Raw genomic sequence first — 18560 nt, 5'->3', positions numbered from 1 at the left:
CAAACGGCGGTCGTCCACCTTTGCTCCCATCTGAATAGGCCAGAGCCTTCTCCAGATCGGGGCGGAACACCTCAAAATCCACAGTCCGGGAAAATGCCTCAAGCTGATCGCCAAGCCCGCTTAACCGGGCCAGCCGCTCTTCAACATCAAAGAAACTCGGCTGCTTCATCTGCCATCATCCCCAATCAACGCAGGAGAGATGGAATCACAGAGGAACCCTCAAATCCAGAAGGTTTTTCGAACCCTCCATGTGCTGCGGCAGACACGATCGCAGGACCAGTAGGATTATCAGCTGGATCTCATGGCCGACCCGTCCTGATCGGGTATTTACCAATCTCATCTGATATTACGCCGGAGCTGCTGCGCGGTCGGGATAGCACTGCGCCGCAGACAGCCGGCGTGATCGGCGCCCAATATTCCGGCAACATGCCCCCCTGCCCGCCTCTCATGGGCAGCCGGACAGGCTCTCCACCAATCTTATGGAAATCGATGATTTTTAATATTAGTAAAACTACAGAAATCATTACAAAAGAATCAAAAAAGTATAAATAATTTGTTATCTTAAGGGAAATAGTAAAAAATATTCCATAAATCACGATTTAAAAGACGTTGTATTTCAAGATCCGTATCGTCCTGGTTTCCCTTCCTTGCTGAAACCCTGTTGGGAACCGAGCTGAATGAATGCCATCGTCGTCACCGCGCTAAGGCGACCGCTCACCTTTGTCGTCCTGTCGATCATGATCGTGCTGCTTGGCGTGATGTCGATCCTCAAGACGCCGACCGATGTTTTTCCAGACATCAAGATACCGGTCGTTGCGGCAATCTGGACTTATCCGGGGCTTTTGCCTCAACAGTTTGCAGGCCGTATTACCTATAACTTCGAACTGGCCGTTACCACGACCGTTCAGAATATCGAGCATATGGAGTCCAACTCCTATTACGGCCGCTCGATCGTGAACCTCTATTTCCAGCCGGGCACTCCGGTCGGAACTGCTGAAGCTGAGGTCACGGCCATTGCCCAGACGGTCCTGCTGGGACTGCCTCCCAAAGTGCCTGCGCCAATGATTGTGGCCCTGAACCCATCGCAGGTTCCTGTCATTGCGCTTCAAATGACTTCCGACAAGCAGACACCATCTGACTTGTTCAAACTCGGCGTTATTCGAGTACGGCCACTCCTCGCGACGGTTCCTGGCGCAGTCGTAGCGCATCCGTATGGTGGTATGGACAGCTTCGTGATGGTGTCCCTCATCCAGAAGCAGCTCCTCGCTCATCACCTGACGGCCTCTGACGTTCAAGCGGCCCTAACAGCTCAGAACATCGTTCTTCCCGCAGGTGACCAGAAGATCGACGCGACCGACTGGATGGTGCAGACGAATGCGACACCTGAGTCGATGGAAGACATTGGCAGCATTCCGGTGAAGCGCGTCGGGAATGCCGTGATCTATATCCGCGATGTTGCAGATGTGTATCGTGGCGGGCATCCCCAGACGAATCTGGTTCTCGTTAAGGGCCGCCAGGGCGTTGAAATCATCACGCAGAAGGGCGGAACAGCCTCGACGCTCGACGTTGTCGCAGCGACCAAGGCCCTGCTCCCACGCCTGAAAGCGATCCTGCCGCCTGACGTCCATATCTCCATCCTGTCCGACGCCTCCATTATGGTGAAGGATCAGATCAAGGATGTGGTTCAGGAAATGATCACCGCGTCGTTCCTGACCGGTATCGTGGTTCTGCTCTTCCTCGGTTCCTGGCGCTCGACAGTCATTATTGCGACCTCGATTCCGCTCGCCATCCTGTGCTCGATCATCGCTCTTGGATGGGCCGGTCAGTCGATCAACGTCATGACGCTTGGTGGTCTCGCGCTTGCAGTCGGTATTCTCGTCGACGACGCTACGGTGATGATCGAGAACATCGATACCCATCTCGAAATGGGCAAGGATCTCGAAACTGCGATTATCGACGCAGCGAACCAGATCGTTATTGCGACTTTCGTCTCCACGACTTGTATCTGCATTGTCTGGCTGCCGCTGTTTGAACTCGATGGCGTTGCAGGTTACCTGTTCATGCCGATGGCTCTTGCCATCATGTTCGCGATGATCGCGTCCTTCATCCTGTCGCGAACCCTTGTTCCGACCATGGCGAAGTACCTTCTCGCAGGACATGTGCATCACCCCGTCGGCGCCCCCGGCCCGGATGAAGACCCGCACGGAATTCACGACTCTGCGATCGATATCTCGAATCCGCATGCGACCCAGCGTCCGCCGTCCGGCTTCTTCAGCCGCTTCCAGAAGGGCTTCGAGGCACGCTTCACCAGCTTCCGTGAAGGATACAACACGATCCTCACACGCTGCGTGGAACGCCGTGGCGCTTTTGTCGGCGTCTTCATGCTACTTTCCATCGCATCCATGGGGCTATATTTAGTCGCAGGACGGGACTTCTTCCCCGAAGTGAAATCCGATGCCCTTCAGATGCACATGCGCGCACCGCTCGGAACGCGTATTGAAGTCGCAGGCCGGATTGCCGCCCTCGTGGATGACCGCATCAACCAGCTTCTGCCAGGCAAGGTCGAGAACATCATCTCGAACTGCGGCCTTCCAGAAGGACCGCATAACCAGGCCTTCATCCCGACCCCGTCTGTCGGGACGCAGGATTGCGATCTGACGATCGCCCTGAAGAACTCTGAATCCCCAGTCTGGGATTACCGTGCCCTCCTGCGTAAAGATCTCTCCAAGCGCTTCCCGGGAACGGTCTTCACCTTCCAGCCTGCGGATCTGACGAACAAGATCCTGAACTTCGGTTCCGCTGCTCCCATCGACATCCAGCTTTCCGGCCCGGATGCCATGGAGAACTACAACTATGCCAAGCACCTGATCGGGCTGATTCGCCAGGTCCCGGGCACGGCAGACGTAAATATCCAGCAGACAATGTCCACGCCAACGCTGATGGTGAATGGTAACCGTACCTTCAGCCAGGCAACAGGCGTTACTGAAGCTGATCTCGCCACCAACGAACTGTTAACGCTGTCCGGCTCGGTCGTCGTTGATCCGCAGTTCTGGCTTGATCCAGTCGACAACGTGACGTTCCCGCTGAACGTCTATACGTCACAGGACCAGCTGACCCACCTGTCTGATCTCCTGACCATTCCGGTAGATAAAGGAGACGGTGACCCGAACGACAAGATCCAGCTCATGGGCGCCATTGCCGATGTCGTCGCAACTGGCACTCCGGGTGAGGTCTCGCACTACAACTCCATGTCCGAGATCGACATCTATGTGAACGTCGAAGGCAAGGATCTGGGTTCGGTGCTTGATCAGGTTCGCCACGTCGTCGCCAAGGACGCTCACAACCTGCCGCGCTCAACGGCTGTGGACATACATGGTCAGGCCACGACAATGGCAGGCGCCTACAAGCAGCTCATCCTCGGTCTCGCGATCTCGATCGTCCTGATCTATCTGCTGATCGTGGTGAATTTTCAGTCCTGGCTGGACCCGTTCATCATCATCACGGCTCTGCCGGGAGCACTCGGCGGCATCGCATGGGCTCTGTTCCTCACACAGACACGCCTGTCCGTGCCGGCCCTGACGGGCGCCATCATGTGCATGGGAACCGCAACCGCGAACTCGATCCTCGTGGTGTCCTTTGCCCGTGAACGCCTCGAAATCCACGGCGATGCGCTTAAAGCTGCTATCGAAGCCGGGTATGGTCGTATCCGTCCGGTCATCATGACCGCGCTGGCCATGGTCGTGGGCATGATTCCGATGGCGACATCGAACTCGACCAACGCGCCCCTCGGCCGCGCCGTGATTGGTGGCCTGATCGTCGCAACAATCTCGACTCTTCTCTTTGTTCCCTGCGTCTACGCAATCCTCCACAACCGCACATCGCGTCAGAAGGAAATCGCCTGATGGCTACCTCCCCCAAACTCATCGCCGCTGCGGGAGGGTGCCTCCTCGCGCTCTATGTCGGCTATATCGTGGTTGACCGCATCCATGTCTCTGCTGCCCTCGCAGCGGAGACGAAGGAAAACGCTCTGCCCGACGTTGCCGTCATCAAACCGATCCAGTCACCCAAGAAGGTCGCCCTGACGCTGCCTGGCAATATTGACGCCTGGTATCAGGCGCCGATCTATCCGCAGGTCTCGGGCTATGTGAAGATGTGGTACAAGGACTACGGTGCCCACGTGAAGCAGGGCGACGTTCTGGCCGAGATCAACGCCCCGGCACTGGACGCGCAATACGCACAGGCGAAGGCCGATCTCGCGTCGATCAGGGCAAAGTACAACCTGTCTAATGTCACGCTCCAGCGCTGGCAGGCCATGGGCCGCTCACAGTCCGTCTCGGGGCAGTCTGTCTCGGTCGCACAGGCTGACCAGCAGTCTGCCAAGGCGCAGGTCGAAGCCGCCGAGCGAAACGTTGCTCATTTCGAGGCTCTCGAACGCTTCAAGACGATCGTCGCACCCTTCGATGGTATCGTGACCTCGCGTGACATCAATGTCGGCGACTACGTCCATGACGGCGGCGGCAACCTCAACGCCGCAGGCAAGGCCTCCGAGCTTTTCACCGTGGCTGACGTACACAAGCTGCGTCTCTTCGTCTCCGTGCCGGAAGTCTTCCAGTATGTTCTTCAGCCGGACATCACAACCGACGTTAGCGTGCCTCAGTTCAAGGACCGCAAGTTCAAGGCGAACTTCCTGACGACCGCACGCGGCTATGATCCGAACACCCGCACCTCCACCACAGAGTTCGAGATGGATAACCCGAACGAAGTTCTGTGGCCGGGCACCTTTGCTTCGGTGGAGCTCAAGGCGAACAATGAGAACTCGCATCTCTACGAAGTTCCCACGAGTGCTCTGGTCTTTCAGGAAAAGGGCATGCAGCTCGCCGTGGTGCGAGACGACAACACAGTCCATTTCCAGAACGTGACGGTCGGACGCATGGCCGATACGGCAACGGAAATTCAGGCTGGCATCGGCCCGAACGACCGCGTAATCGCCAACCCGCCCGCCGACGTGCTCGAAGGTGACAAGGTCAATGTGACCGTGCCGCAGCGCGGCTACAACCAATCCGGCTTCGGAAAAGAGAACGAGTAAGATGATCCCATCCTTCTCCCGCCTCCGCCGCACCGGTCTGGTCTGCGGCACCGCCCTGTCGCTGCTCGGGCTGTCGGCCTGCGATCTGGCCCCGACTTACAAAACCCCGAACTTTGTCGTTCCCTCAAGCTGGCAGGGACAGGCGCCCTTTGCCGTGGCAACCCCCGCGGATACGGCCCTGCCCGCCGACTGGTGGACCATGTTTCAGGATCCGCTGCTGAACGAGCTTGAAGCGCGGGCCACGGCTGATAACGGCGATATCCAAGCCGCGGCCGAACGCTTCATTCAGGCGCGATCGCTCGTCGTGGCAGCCCGTTCGGAGCTGCTGCCCCATGCCAGTCTGGATGCCGGGGCTTCGGACAACAAGCAGTCCGCCGACCGGCTGTTCCGCAACGGCGCCACCCTGACCCAGACCAGCGAGGACTATGGGGGGCTGGTGTCGTGGGAGCCTGATTTCTGGTCGTCCATCCGCAACCGCGTGCGGGCGCAGAAGCAGTTCGCCCAGCAGCGGGCCGCCGATTTTGCCATGGCGCGCCTGAGCACGCAGGCCGAACTGGCCCGCGATTATATCCAGCTGCGCGGTTATGACGCGCAGGATGCGATTTATGAGCAGTCCATCAGCTATTATGAGCGGGCCGTCCGCATTACGGAAAACCAGGTCCAGAACCAGGCGGCCCCACGCCTCGATCTGGCGCGTGCGCAGGCGCAGCTTTACACTACGCAGGCGGCACGGCTGGATATTCAGGCGGCACGGCAGGTCATGGAACACGCCATCGCGGTGCTGACCAATACATCGCCGTCGAGCTTCCATATTCCGGCCAGCCCGGAGTTCCATTTCATCCAGCCGACGATCCCGACGAACGTGCCTTCGACCCTGCTTCAGCGTCGTCCGGACATCGCGGCGTCCGAGCGCGAAATGGCGCAGGCCAACCGGGAGATCGGCATTGCCCGCGCGGCGTTCTATCCGCATATCGCGCTCAAACTGAATGGCGGGTTCGAAGCCAACGGATTTGATCTGGCCAACCTCGCCAACTCGCTGTGGACCTATGGGGCGAGCTTCCACATGCCGCTGTTCGATGGCGGACTGCGCCGGGCGGAGCTTCAGAGGACATGGTCGGCCTATCGGGAGACGCGCGATACGTATCGGATGAAGGTCCTGTCAGCGTTCCGCGAAGTGGAGGACGGTCTGTCCCTCACCGAGCGTCTGACGAAGGAAAATGTGGCGCTGGAACAGGCGGTGAAGGCCAATCTCGCCACGCAGAACATGACCATGACGCTCTATCAGGGCGGTGTTGGAACCTATCTTGAAGCCATCGTCAGTCAGGAAAACACGCTGGAAAGCCGTATCCATCAGGTCGAGGTCGCAACCCGCCTGTACCACGCGGATGTAGACCTGATCCGCAGCCTCGGCGGCGGCTGGAACGTGAAGGATCTGCCGACCATGGACCAGACCCTCTCGATCACTCCGCTGCAATACGACCACCTGCACCACCCGAAACCTGTTGGAGACGTCACGGCATCCCAGCATCCGGAACAGTTCGAAAACCTGACGCTCCCTGCCGGCGGCGCCGGTTTTCAGCCCCGGAACTAGGCTTTGACGTATCGTAGCTGCTGCTTGCAGACTGCGCGCAGCCTTGGGGTAGTTCAGCTTGGGCTGTTCGCGGCATTCCGCCGGACAGCCTGAGGTGGCTGCTGAAATTCGCGCAGGAAGGCGCGGCGCATCCGCTCGGGATCGTGAAAGCCGGTTATGACGGCGATGGCTTCGATGGGGAGCGTGGATTGCTCGACCCGCTCGCGCGCGGCTTCCAGACGCAGTTTCTCGACCGCTCTGGCAGGGCTCATGCCCACCGCAACCCTGAAACTGCGTGAAAAATTCCGCGGACTCATGCCGACCTGACTGGCGAGAACGTCCACGGTCAGGCGCTGCTGAAGGTTGGACCGAATCCATCCCAGAAGCCCGGAAAAGCGGTCCTGAGTACTCCCCATCTCCAGAAGGGCCGAGAACTGGGACTGTCCGCCGGGGCGATGATAGAACACCACCATCTGCTGCGCCGTACGACGTCCGATCTCCGCCCCGAGATCCTGGGTTATCAGCGCCAGCGCCATGTCGATGCCTGCGCTGATGCCGGCCGATGTCCAGACCGGACCATCCTGGATATGAATGGCATCTGCCGAGACCCTGATTCCGGGAAACCGTGCTTTCAGGGCCCCGGCCTTTTGCCAGTGTGTGGTTGCACGGCGTCCATCAAGCAGCCCGGCCGCCGCCAGCAGGAAAGCGCCCGTACACACACTGCAGATCCGCCGTGCCGTATCGGCGTGATGGCGGATAAAACCCTGCAACTCCGGGCAGTCCATGGCCGTTGCATGACCCTTGCCCCCGACGACGACAAGCGTGTCGAAGAACCCGGCCCTCGCGAGCGGAACGGTTTCGAGTGCCATGCCCGAAGACGACCGGACCAGCCCGCCATGCCGGGAGACGGCTATTGTCTCATACGCGGCCTTTCCCAGCGTCCCGGCGATTTCGAAAGCCGCGGTGACTCCGGCGGCATCGAGCAGCTGGAAGTCGGGATAAAGCAGAAGACCGATCCGTATGGGCATGGCCTGAAATGAGGGATCATTGTCCTTTCGTCAAATACTCTTGTGGAAAACACTGACAGGCACAGGATCAGCCCGTGATCCATTCCCGAACCAGAGACGGAATGTCCAATGTCCCGACCCCCATTTCCTCCCTTCAATGCCGAAACTGCTGCCCGGAAGGTCCGCATCGCGGAAGACGCCTGGAATACCCGGGACCCTGAAAAAGTGTCGCTGGCCTATACGCCAGACAGCCAGTGGCGCAATCGCTCGGACTTCATCCGGGGGCGGGAAGAGATCGTGACGTTCCTGACGCAGAAATGGCAGCGTGAGCAGGACTATCGGCTCATCAAGGAGCTCTGGGCTTTTCGGGACGACCGGATTGCGGTCCGATTTGCGTATGAATGGCGGGATCAGTCCGGGCAGTGGTTCAGATCCCATGGAAACGAAAACTGGGAGTTCGATGAAAACGGGCTGATGCGTTACCGCGCCGCGTCCATCAACGACCAGCCCATTTCAGCCGACAGCCGCCTGTTCCACTGGTCTGAAACGAGACGCCCGGACAGCCATCCCGGCCTTTCGGCGCTGGGCCTCTAACTGTCCGCAAGCATTCTCCTACGACCTGGACCGGAACGCCTTGCGGCCTTCTGCATCCAAAGCCATGAAGTCCTCGTTGGACAGTGCAATGCCGGTCGCCGCTACATTCTGTTCCAGATGGGCGACCTTGGACGTGCCTGGAATGGGCAGCATCACCGGGCTGCGTTTCAGGATCCAGGCCAGTGCGATCTGGCTCGGGTGAGCCTCATATTTCCGGGCCATGAGATCCAGAATCGACCCCGGCTTCGCCAGGTCACCGGCCGCAAGCGGAAACCACGGGATGAAGCCGATGTTCCGGGCTGCACAGTAATCGAGCACGTCCTCACTGGTCCGGTCGACGAGATTGTAGCGGTTCTGGACGGTCGCCACGTCAAAGAACTTCGACGCCCCCCTGATGTCATCGACGGAAACCTCACTCAATCCCGCATGACGGATGAGTTTCTGGTCGATGAAGGATCTGATCGCATCGAACTGCTCGTCCGCCGGCACTTTGGGGTCAATCCGGTGCAGCTGCCACAGGTCGATCTGTTCGACGCCGAGATTGCGCAGGCTTTTGTGCACCTGCTGGAGCAGATATTCCGGCCGCCCGACCGGCTTCCAGATATCCGGTCCGGAACGGGTCAGACCGCCCTTCGTGGCGATCACAAGTTGCTTGGGATACGGGTGCAGCGCCTCCCGGATCAGCCATTCCGAGACATCCGGTCCGTAGGAATCCGCCGTGTCGATGAAGTTGACACCGAGTTCGGGAAGACGTTCCAGCGTGCGGACGGCCTCATCATGGTCGGCGGGCGGTCCCCATATCCCGGGCCCCGTAATGCGCATGGCGCCGAAACCCAGCCGGTTGATCTCGAGATCGCCTCCAATTCTGAAGGTGCCGGATCGGGAAGCGTTGGAAGCTGTATCGGTCATGATCCTCGGTCCTTGTTTCCAGCGGGTGGGAGCAGTCATTCCATCAGGCTGAGAAGCCGCCGTCGATGTTGTAGGCGGCGCCCGTGATGATGCCAGCCTCTGGTCCGGCAAGGTATGCCACCAGTCCAGCGACCTCTGAGCCCGTGGCATGGCGTTTGATTGCCATAAAACCATGCATCACGTCCTTCAGCGGACCATCGGCAGGGTTCATATCGGTATCGGTCGGCCCGGGCTGGACGACATTGACGGTGATGCCGCGTGCACCGAAATCACGCGCCAGTCCCCGGGTCATGCCCTGTAACGCCGATTTACTGGCACTGTAGGCCGCAAGGCCGGCCATCGGCATACGGTCGGCATTGACGGACCCGATGAAAATGATGCGTCCCCCGTCGGGCATGGTCCGGGCGGCAGCAACGGCCGCATGGTAGGGCGCGTGGATATTGATGCGGAACAGCCGGTCGATGTCATCCGGGGGGATGTCCAGCGGATCGCCCGCGCCAAGAATGCCGGAATTGACGACCAGAACATCAAGCGGGCCAAGTGAGCCAATTAGCGCGATGAGAGCGTCACGGTCGCCACTGTCGGCGCAAAGGGCCTCGCTTCCGGTCTCGGCCGCCAGAACTTCGGCATCGTCCGGGGAAGACAAATACGTGAACAGGACTTTTGCTCCCTCCGAAGCGAAACGACGCACGATGGCGGCTCCAATCCCGCGGCTGCCGCCAAGCACGAGAACGGATTTACCCTCAAAACCGCTCATGACTGCGTCTCCAGCGAGAGCAGAATTTCTGCCAGTCTGTCGAAGGCTGGCTGATAGATCTCTGCCGGCATCCGGGCCTCCATACTGGCCGCATGTTCGACGGGTGCCTCGAACTGCCCCCGCCACTGAATGAACGTGCGATCACCATCCGTTATGGGAAGAAGGCTGATCGTCGACCGATAGTTCCCAATCGGCAGGGCAGACTCAATAATCGAGAACGTCACCGCATGATCCACATCGGACAATGCGAGAAGCCGCTCCCGGATCACACCGACATCGCCCATTTCAAGACGGCGGATCGCGCCTACTCGGTCCCCGGCCTCATCGCCCTCGATCACACAGATTTTCACACCCGGCAACCAGTTTCCAAGGGCGCCGAAATCCCGGATCAGATCCCAGACGGCTGGAACGGGAGCAGGAAGGACGCTGCTGGCCATGAGGTGGATCATGATGCGGCTCCCAATCGTGTCTGTCCGGCCATCATAGCGACTGCCCTCCCGTCACTTCGATGCGTTGACCGTTCACCCAGCGCATGTCGTCGGACAGAAGGGCACGGACCGCGGCTCCGATATCATCGGGTTGCCCGACACGCCCCAGCGGCGTGATGTCAGCGAGGCTTTTGTTGACCGTGGCATCATCGCGGACCAGCCCCCCGCCGAAATCCGATGCGACCGCGCCCGGGGCCACGGCATTGACGGTAATCCCCCGCTCACCCAGTTCTTTCGCCATGTAAAGCGAAATGACTTCGGTTGCGGCCTTCATGGCCGAATAGGGACCATGATCCGTCAGGTAAAAACGGGTCGCGGCAGAAGTGATGTTGAGAATGCGCCCGCCGTTCCGGATCAGGGGCAGAAGGGCCACCGTCAGCAGGTACGGCCCCTTGAAGTGGATGTTGTACTGGTTGTCGAGTTGTTCGGACGTCGCGGCATCGAAGCGCGTGTGAATGATGTTGCCCGCGTTCTGCACCACGTAACGCAGCGTCTGCTGCCCGAATTCACGGGTGAGAAGCTCTGTGACCTTCCCGGCAAACGCCGCGAACGACGCATGGTCCGCGATATCCAGCCGCAGCATCCGCAGTTTCGCGGTTTCTCCGCCAAGTGCTGCTTCGGCGGCTTTCGCCTCGTCTTCATTGGAGTGATAGGTCCCGATCACGTCGATGCCCGAGGCGATCAGATGCTTTGCGCTACTGTATCCGATGCCACGATTGGCCCCCGTGACGAAGGCAATGTCCTGTGTGCTCATAACCGGATTCCCTAGCCGAGTGCGGCGATATGTTCCGGAATTCAATTTCCGTATCGATCAGTCCATAATATGCACACAGGATAGCGTCAAGGAATTATGGATCGGACGATACGGAAAAGAATTGCGATACTCCGACGCCTGCCATTGCTGCAATGCGTCAGAAATTTTTCGGATGTTTTCCTGTTCCGGGCACCACGGCACTGGCATCCCACAGCGTCAGGAGAGAGGTGATGGCCGCCTCCAGATTTTCCGACCTCACACCGTCACGGGCTTCGCAGGTCATGCCATGCAAGAAGGTCGTGAAAATATCGGGCAGTACCTCTGTTGCCGGGCAGTCCCGCAACTCCCCGCTGGCAATGGCACGTTTCACGCAGGCCCTGAATCCGGCGCGCGTCCGCTGCCGCTCTTTTGCGAGCAGGGCCTGGACGGGTTCGTTTTCAGGCGAACAGTTGCTGGCACCTGCCACGATCAGACAGCCGCAGGGATGCGCCCGAGCTGACTGCATGGCCGCCGAACCGCGCAGCGTCCGTTCGATCGCATCACGCGGCGCCAGACTTTCATCCCCCAGCGGCGCCATGACCTGCCCGTAAGTCGCCAGATAATGCTGCACGACTTCACGGAACAGGGCTTCCTTGGAGCCGAACGCGGCATAGAAACTCGCGGGCGAAATATTGCCCATGCAGGACTTGAGCTGGGTCAGGGACGTCGGTTCGTAGCCCTGCGACCAGAACAGCGCCATAGCGGCGTCAATCGCCCTGTCCCTGTCAAACTCCCGGGGACGCCCTGTCCGCGCCATGCTGCCGCTCCTTCCGAAAAGACTTTCATATTAAGTGATCCAGAAGTGATTGCCAAGATTTGGCGGCTCTCATATATGTACCGATTGTTCCATATATGAGAGCCGCATGACCCCCGAGATGACTTCTCCCTGCAGAACCCCGGATGACGAACTGCCTGTCGCCGGCCTGCTCGCACTGGCCATGACCGGCTTCATCTGCATCATGACCGAAACCCTCCCGGCCGGTCTGTTGCCCCAGATCGGGGCCGGGCTGCATGTGTCCTCCGCGCTGGCAGGACAGATGGTCACGGCGTATGCCCTGGGCTCCCTGAGTGCCGCGATCCCCCTGACACTCGCCACGCAGCGATGGCGGCGGAGGCGGGTGTTGCTGCTGGCGATCATCGGCTTTGTGGTCTTCAATTCCGTTACGGCATTTTCAGCGCATTACGGTCTGACCCTTGTGGCCCGCTATGGCGCCGGGGCGGCGGCCGGGCTCGCCTGGGCCCTGCTGGCGGGTTATGCGCGCAGGATGGTGACACGCTCCCAGCAGGGGCGCGCCCTGGCCATCGCCATGGTCGGCACGCCGATCGCGCTCTCGCTGGGTGTCCCGGCGGGAACATGGCTGGGCGCTGTCGTGGGATGGAGACTGGCCTTCGGGGTCATGTCGGCCACCACCCTGCTGCTGATCCTCTGGGTTCTGGCGAAAGTGCCTGATTTTCCGGGCCTGGCGCATCATGAGCGCCTGCCATTCGGACATGTCCTGCGAACGCCGGGGGTGCGGCCCGTTCTGGGCGTCGTGATGGCATGGATGCTCGCGCACAATGTGCTCTACACCTATATCGTGCCGTTCATCGCACCCGCCGGACTGGCAGGACAGGCCGATCGCATCCTGCTGCTTTTCGGTCTCGCCGCCCTTGCCGGCATCTGGCTGACCAGCCGCACGGTCGATCACGCCCTGCGTCTGTCGGTTCTGGCCAGTCTGGCAATTTTCGCTGCTGTCGCGGGTGTTTTCGCAATCGGGTCCGCGTCACCTGCGGTGATCATGATCGGTGTCGCGATATGGGGCCTGACATTCGGCGGTGCTGCAACGCTCCTTCAGACAGCCCTCGCCGATGCGGCCGGTGATGGCGCGGATGTCGCCCTGTCGATGAATGTCGTCGCCTGGAACAGCGCTATCGCGGGCGGTGGCCTGCTGGGTGGCATCATGCTGGATATCTGGGGAGCAGCCTCGTTCCCCTGGGCCGTGGCAGGCCTCGCCGCCGCCGGTTTCCTGATCACATGGCAGGCCCGAACGCACGGTTTCCCCTCAGGCCACCGCCTCGGACAGCAACAGACGGAGGAACAAAATGGCACGGCTTGAGCCGCATTGGCAGGATGCACCTACTATGACAGACGCCCCACGCGCCTTCTTCTCCGCCATCACACTGCACTTCTGATTTCAAAAAAGTCGCCCGGAACAGCTTTTCCTACTGGTACAGACCCGGCGCGGGGCCCCAGCCGGTCAGGAGGTGGCGGCCGATTTCTTCGTGTTTCCATTCCACCGGATCGTGCAGCGAGAGTGTCCGCGCGTCGCGCCAGTAGCGGTCGAACCCGTACGCCGCATCCGTTACCCGCGCGCCGAGCGCTGACATAAGGTCTGATCCTGCCCGCAGGGAGGCCCGGGATGCCGAGGACCGGGCGGCGTAAACGGGGATGGCCACATCCGTCCGCGAGCAGCCTCCCTGTTCGAAAACATCCAGCAATCCGGCTGCTGTCCGCGCACTTGCGCAAGCCGCGGCCAGTTCCGCGCCGATCTCCCCGAAAAGGCGGCGGACCAGCAGATCATCCGCCGCGTCATTCACCCCGGCAGACGCCCAGGGGCGGCTGTGTTCGCGCACGAAGACGACGGCCGCCTGCAGCGCAGCCAGTCCGATCCCTACGAGGATCATCGAAAATCCGTTCTGATAGCGCAGGGGGGCGTGCACCTGCGGTACGGACTGCGCCGTCAGTACCGACCATTCCGGTCTGGTCTGGACACGGTCCAGAACGACGCTGCCTGACTCCGTCGCCCGCTGTCCCAGCCGGTTCCAGTCTTCCATGAAGCGCACGCCCGGCGTTCCGGAGGGCAGCAGGTCCAGCCGCATCGTCTGGGCGACCACGTCATAGGACGACACCAGCAGCAGGTCCGCGCCCACGGCCCCTGTCGCATAGATCTTGCTCCCGTCGATGAGGTGCCCCTCGCGTTCAGGTCGCGATACGACATGCCCGAAATCGACCGCCCGCTTTCCGTTCTCCGCCAGCGCCATGCCGATCATGGCATGATCCGCACAGATCCGCTCTGCCAGATGGCGGCACATTCCGGGCGTGGCCACGGACAGCAGTTCCCGCACCGCGTCGTCATGCACCTTGTAAATCTGCGCCACGGACGGGTCCGCCATGCCGAGTTCCAGAAAAACCTCCTGCGACAGCGCCTGCGACAGGCCCAATCCGCCAAGGGCCACAGGCAAGGGCGCCTTCATCAGAGCGCAGTTTTTCAGCGCCTGAATGGAAGCACGCGGATAGCGTCCGAGCCGGTCGTTTTCCGCGGCCCGCGGGGCGATCTCCGATCGGATCACTTCTCTGAGGGTTTGAAAAAACGCTTCCAGACCGGCCGGAACGGAACAGGCCGGCACAAGACTGCGCAGTCCGCCAAAAACATTCCTACAGGAAGGTTGCATCAGTCCGTCTCCGCTTCTGCCTGTTTCACCGGGTAATCATGCACCCTGCATGGTGTCCATTCCAGCCGGACTGCCCCCGGGACTGATCCCGACGCAATCTTCACAGAACTGACGCGCCTCTCTGGACATCGGCCCGGATACAAGTTTTCCTGCCCGAACGACGCGCCCAGGCAGGGCGTTCATGCGTTACTGCCGTTAACCAACGGCAATGCCCAATGGCGAATGCAAGGATTTTGAAGCAATGGCTCATCTCAGCCCCCTGGCCGGCAAAACACTTCCCCCCGACCAGCTGACCGATATTCCCGCCCTGATCGCGGCCTATTATGACCGCAAGCCCGACCCTTCGATTGCCACGCAGCGCGTTTCGTTCGGCACCTCCGGCCACCGGGGCTCTTCGTTCCATACCAGCTTCAACGAGAACCATATCCTCGCCATCTGTGAAGCCATCTGTCGCCATCGCAAGGCTGAAGGCATCGACGGCCCGCTCTTCATCGGCATGGACAGCCACGCCCTGTCCGGCCCGGCGCAGAAATCCGCCATCGAGGTTTTTGCAGCCCACGGCATCGACGCCCGGATTGACGAAAACGGCGGCTACACGCCGACTCCCGTGATTTCCCATGCCATCCTGACCTATAACAAGGGCCGCACTACGGGTCTGGCCGATGGCGTTGTCATCACGCCCTCGCATAATCCGCCGTCCGATGGTGGTTTCAAATACAACCCGACCAATGGTGGACCGGCCGATACGGCCATCACCAAGGCCATTCAGGACATGGCCAATGAGTTCCTCGCCAACGGTCTGAAGGACGTCAAACGCCTGCCTTACGAGCAGGCGCGGCAGGAAGCCTGCATCAAGGGCTACGACTTCATCACGCCTTATGTGAACGATCTGGACTCGGTCATCGACATGAAGGCTATCCGCGACGCCGGCGTGAAGATCGGCATTGACCCGCTGGGCGGGGCGGCCGTTGCATACTGGAAACCCATCATCGAGCGCTACGGTCTGAACGCCACCGTCGTCAGCGACGTCGTGGACCCGACCTTCTCCTTCATGACCGCCGACTGGGACGGACAGATCCGCATGGACTGCTCCTCCCCCTATGCCATGGCGCGACTGATCGAAATGGGGGACCGCTTTGACGTGGCCTTCGCCAATGACACCGATGCCGACCGTCACGGCATCGTCGCCATGCCCGACGGGCTGATGAACCCGAACCACTATCTTGCGGTAGCGATTTCCTACCTGTTCCGCAACCGTCCGGACTGGAGCCCGGAACTGGGTGTGGGCAAGACGCTCGTCAGCAGCGGGCTGATTGACCGCGTGGCGAAGGATATGGGCCGCAAGCTCGTTGAGGTGCCGGTCGGGCTGAAATGGTTCGTCCCGGGCCTGATGGATGGCTCGCTGGGTTTTGGCGGGGAGGAAAGCGCGGGCGCGACCTTCCTGCGTCGGGACGGCACGGTCTGGACCACGGATAAAGATGGCCTCATTCTCGGTCTACTGGCGGCTGAAATCACGGCCAAGACCGGCAAGAACCCGAGCGCCCATTATCATGAAATCATCGCCCGCCTCGGCACGCCCTATTACGAGCGGATCGATGCCGCCGCCAATCCGGAACAGAAGGCCAAGCTCAGCAAGCTCACGCCCGAGCAGTTCCCGCTGGAGACGCTGGCAGGGGACAAGATCATCAGCAAGCTGACCCGTGCGCCGGGCAATGACGCGCCGATTGGCGGCCTGAAGGTCGTGACCGAGAACGGCTGGTTCGCCGCCCGCCCGTCCGGCACGGAAGATGTTTACAAGATCTACGCCGAGAGCTTCGTCAGCGAAGAGCATCTGCGCGCGATCCAGCAGGAAGCGCAGGACGCCATCTCCAAGGTCTTCGCTTCTTAAATCACGCCTACCCCCGGGACATGACGCATGTCCCGGGTCACACCTGCCTGACCGCCAGCCTGCGTCTCCGCAGAGCGGCGACTCCCCTTTTCGACTCTAAAAATCTGTTCGACACCCTCTGAGGACGCGACCTGATCCTTACCTGCGGCGAGAAAATCCCGCATGGCTGGACGGCCGGATTTTCTGCGCATTTTCAGCAGTCCTGCATTTCCTGCACCGCTCCCAGGTCACAGTCCTGCCGCTGCCTCTCACACCCATGTGATGCTCGCGCTCTGGTCATCATCCGCGATTTGGATAATACCCGTTTCTGGCACTCAGTGTCATATTTTGACAACAACCTGTTTCTCGACAGTCTATCTGTTTTCAATCCGGATAAAGGACGAAATGGATGTTGAAGATCGACCATAATTCCGTGGGGTCCTTTTGCCCACGGTATGATCTTTGCATCTCCATTATTCCATCCGGAGCCGCGTATACTGTCCTTTTCCAGCATAAAATCCAGAAACAGAGCCTCTCACGCCCGGACGCCCTGCGCCCTGTCGCCTTCTCCCAATCGGTAACGAGGTAAAAATGGCCTACGCAACGACAAATCCCCTTACTGGCGAAGTCCTCAAGACCTTCCCCAACGCAACGGATGAAGAAGTCCAGGCGGCCCTCTCCGAAGCCCATGCGGCTTTCGAAAGCTGGCGCGACACCCCCTTTGCCGAGCGGGCAAAAATCATGAACGCCGCCGCAGCAATCCTGCGCCGCGACATCGATAAATACGCTCGCCTTGGCACGCTGGAAATGGGCAAGCTGTTCACAGAGTCGAAACTGGAGATCATTCTCTCCGCCGAGATCTTTGAATATTATGCCAGATATGCCGAAGAACTGCTGAAGCCCGAACCGCTTCCGGTCGCCAATCCGGCCGAGGGCAAGGCCACGCTGGTTCACGAACCTCTCGGGATCGTGCTGGCCATCGAGCCCTGGAACTTCCCGTTCTATCAGGTCGTCCGCATCATCGCGCCGCAGCTTTCGGCCGGCAACGCGGTTCTGCTCAAGCACGCATCCAACCTGCCGCAGTGTGCCGCCATCTGCGAAGACCTGATGAACGAGGCCGGACTGCCCAAGGGCCTGTTCCGCAACCTCTATCTTGCCCGTCCCCATACGGAAATGATCCTGAACGATCCCCGCGTGTGCGGCGTGGCGCTGACGGGTTCCGAAGGGGCTGGCGTCATCATCGCGGGTACGGCCGGCAAGGCGCTGAAGAAGGCCACGATGGAACTCGGCGGTGCCGATGCCTTCATCGTGCTCGACGATGCGGACGTGGAAAAGGCTGCGAAATGGGCCGTCATGGGCCGCCACTGGAATGCCGGTCAGGTCTGCGTTTCCGCCAAGCGCATCATTGTGGCGGATGCGATCTATGACCGCTTCCTGGAACTCTACAGGAAGGGCGTTTCCGAGCTGAAGGCCGGTGATCCGATGGACCCGTCCACCACGCTTGCCCCGCTCTGCTCGCAGGCTGCGGCGGATGATCTGCGCAGGCAGGTCGAGGAAGCCAGAAAGCATGGCGCAAAGGTTGAAGCCATCGGCGCTCCGGTTCCCACGAAGGGTTCCTTCTTCCAGCCGCTGCTGATGACCAACCTGCACGAGAATAATGAAGCCCGTCACTGGGAATTCTTCGGTCCGGTCACGCAACTCTATCGTGCCAAGGACGAAGCCGATGCCATCCGCATCGCCAATGACTCCCCCTATGGTCTGGGTGGTGCGGTTTTCACGAAGGACGAGAGCCGCGGTGCACGGGTGGCTGCGAAGATCCGCACGGGCATGGTCTACATCAACCATCCCCTGATCCCGAAGGCCGATCTGCCCTTCGGCGGCATCGCCCGTTCCGGCTATGGCCGTGAACTGGTGGGTCTGGGGATCAAGGAGTTCGTGAACCACAAGCTCATCAACATCGTGGATATCGACGCCCCGATCTGAGGACAGCGGGGATATGCCGGGAGACTCCTTCCCGGCATATCCCGCCCCTGAGGCATCACGTATATTTGAGTTCT

At 60.3% G+C, this 18560-nt stretch carries 15 protein-coding genes and 1 pseudogene; 7 read left to right on the top strand and 9 right to left on the bottom strand.

The features are described from left to right. A pseudogene (locus KP701_RS13975) lies at positions 1-169 on the bottom strand (IS5/IS1182 family transposase); the annotation flags it as partial. Between the two features lie 508 nt (positions 170-677). Between KP701_RS13975 and KP701_RS13970 the strand changes: the two are divergent. From KP701_RS13970 to KP701_RS13960, 3 genes are read left to right on the top strand one after another with little or no spacing between them, the layout of a single operon-like run. Continuing rightward, positions 678-3902 (top strand): efflux RND transporter permease subunit, encoded by a 3225-nt coding sequence (locus KP701_RS13970; RefSeq protein WP_062457895.1) that lies wholly within the window; start codon positions 678-680, stop codon positions 3900-3902. Continuing rightward, positions 3902-5086 carry an efflux RND transporter periplasmic adaptor subunit gene (locus KP701_RS13965; RefSeq protein WP_062457899.1) on the top strand — a complete coding sequence of 395 codons (1185 nt, stop codon included), beginning with the start codon at positions 3902-3904 and terminating at the stop codon, positions 5084-5086. The genes KP701_RS13970 and KP701_RS13965 overlap by 1 nt, the downstream gene beginning before the upstream one ends. Before the next feature lies 1 nt (position 5087). Continuing rightward, positions 5088-6677, top strand: coding sequence for an efflux transporter outer membrane subunit (locus KP701_RS13960; protein WP_215747565.1), 1590 nt, complete (start codon positions 5088-5090; stop codon positions 6675-6677). A 53-nt stretch (positions 6678-6730) separates the two neighbouring features. Here the strand turns inward: KP701_RS13960 and KP701_RS13955 are convergent, their stop codons facing one another. Then, positions 6731-7684, bottom strand: a complete 954-nt coding sequence (locus tag KP701_RS13955; RefSeq protein ID WP_215747564.1) for a GlxA family transcriptional regulator — start codon at positions 7682-7684, stop codon at positions 6731-6733. A 108-nt stretch (positions 7685-7792) separates the two neighbouring features. Here KP701_RS13955 and KP701_RS13950 point away from each other — a divergent pair, with 108 nt between their 5' ends. Further along, positions 7793-8257 (top strand): nuclear transport factor 2 family protein, encoded by a 465-nt coding sequence (locus KP701_RS13950; protein WP_215747563.1) that lies wholly within the window; start codon positions 7793-7795, stop codon positions 8255-8257. A gap of 18 nt (positions 8258-8275) precedes the next feature. On the opposite strand, the gene KP701_RS13945 is transcribed toward KP701_RS13950, so the two are convergent. The 5 genes from KP701_RS13945 to KP701_RS13925 all read right to left on the bottom strand — a co-directional run bounded on the left by KP701_RS13945 (position 8276) and on the right by KP701_RS13925 (position 11961). Next, positions 8276-9166 (bottom strand): aldo/keto reductase, encoded by an 891-nt coding sequence (locus KP701_RS13945; RefSeq protein ID WP_215747562.1) that lies wholly within the window; start codon positions 9164-9166, stop codon positions 8276-8278. Between the two features lie 43 nt (positions 9167-9209). Beyond that, entirely contained in the window at positions 9210-9923 is a 714-nt protein-coding gene (gene bdcA, locus KP701_RS13940; RefSeq protein ID WP_215747561.1) for an SDR family oxidoreductase, read from the bottom strand. Beyond that, positions 9920-10372 carry an SRPBCC family protein gene (locus KP701_RS13935; RefSeq protein WP_215747560.1) on the bottom strand — a complete coding sequence of 151 codons (453 nt, stop codon included), beginning with the start codon at positions 10370-10372 and terminating at the stop codon, positions 9920-9922. The genes bdcA and KP701_RS13935 overlap by 4 nt, the downstream gene beginning before the upstream one ends. 31 nt (positions 10373-10403) lie before the next feature. Further along, positions 10404-11165, bottom strand: coding sequence for an SDR family NAD(P)-dependent oxidoreductase (locus KP701_RS13930; RefSeq protein WP_215747559.1), 762 nt, complete (start codon positions 11163-11165; stop codon positions 10404-10406). Positions 11166-11322: 157 nt separating this feature from the next. Continuing rightward, positions 11323-11961: a TetR/AcrR family transcriptional regulator gene (locus tag KP701_RS13925; RefSeq protein ID WP_215747558.1), complete on the bottom strand. Its 639-nt coding sequence runs from the start codon at positions 11959-11961 to the stop codon at positions 11323-11325. Between the two features lie 106 nt (positions 11962-12067). Here KP701_RS13925 and KP701_RS13920 point away from each other — a divergent pair, with 106 nt between their 5' ends. Beyond that, on the top strand, positions 12068-13300 hold the full coding sequence (locus tag KP701_RS13920; protein ID WP_215747557.1) for an MFS transporter: 1233 nt from the start codon (positions 12068-12070) through the stop codon (positions 13298-13300). A gap of 106 nt (positions 13301-13406) precedes the next feature. Here the strand turns inward: KP701_RS13920 and KP701_RS13915 are convergent, their stop codons facing one another. Further along, the gene (locus KP701_RS13915) at positions 13407-14636 is read right to left on the bottom strand and encodes an acyl-CoA dehydrogenase family protein (RefSeq protein ID WP_215747556.1); all 1230 of its coding nucleotides are present in this window, start codon (positions 14634-14636) and stop codon (positions 13407-13409) included. Positions 14637-14877: 241 nt separating this feature from the next. Here KP701_RS13915 and pgm point away from each other — a divergent pair, with 241 nt between their 5' ends. Beyond that, on the top strand, positions 14878-16524 hold the full coding sequence (gene pgm, locus KP701_RS13910; RefSeq protein WP_215747555.1) for a phosphoglucomutase (alpha-D-glucose-1,6-bisphosphate-dependent): 1647 nt from the start codon (positions 14878-14880) through the stop codon (positions 16522-16524). Here pgm and KP701_RS13905 read toward each other — a convergent pair. Beyond that, positions 16521-16715 (bottom strand): hypothetical protein, encoded by a 195-nt coding sequence (locus KP701_RS13905; protein WP_215747554.1) that lies wholly within the window; start codon positions 16713-16715, stop codon positions 16521-16523. The two genes, pgm and KP701_RS13905, sit on opposite strands and share 4 nt — an antisense overlap. Positions 16716-17094: 379 nt before the next feature. On the opposite strand from KP701_RS13905, the gene KP701_RS13900 reads away from it, so the two are divergent. Then, positions 17095-18486, top strand: coding sequence for an NAD-dependent succinate-semialdehyde dehydrogenase (locus KP701_RS13900; RefSeq protein WP_215747553.1), 1392 nt, complete (start codon positions 17095-17097; stop codon positions 18484-18486). Positions 18487-18560 lie beyond the last annotated feature (74 nt).

The sequence above is a fragment of the Gluconobacter sp. P1C6_b genome (assembly GCF_018811945.1).
GTDB lineage: Bacteria > Pseudomonadota > Alphaproteobacteria > Acetobacterales > Acetobacteraceae > Gluconobacter.
Note: the sequence above shows the minus strand (reverse complement) of the source record. Positions and strands in the feature narration are given on the sequence as shown.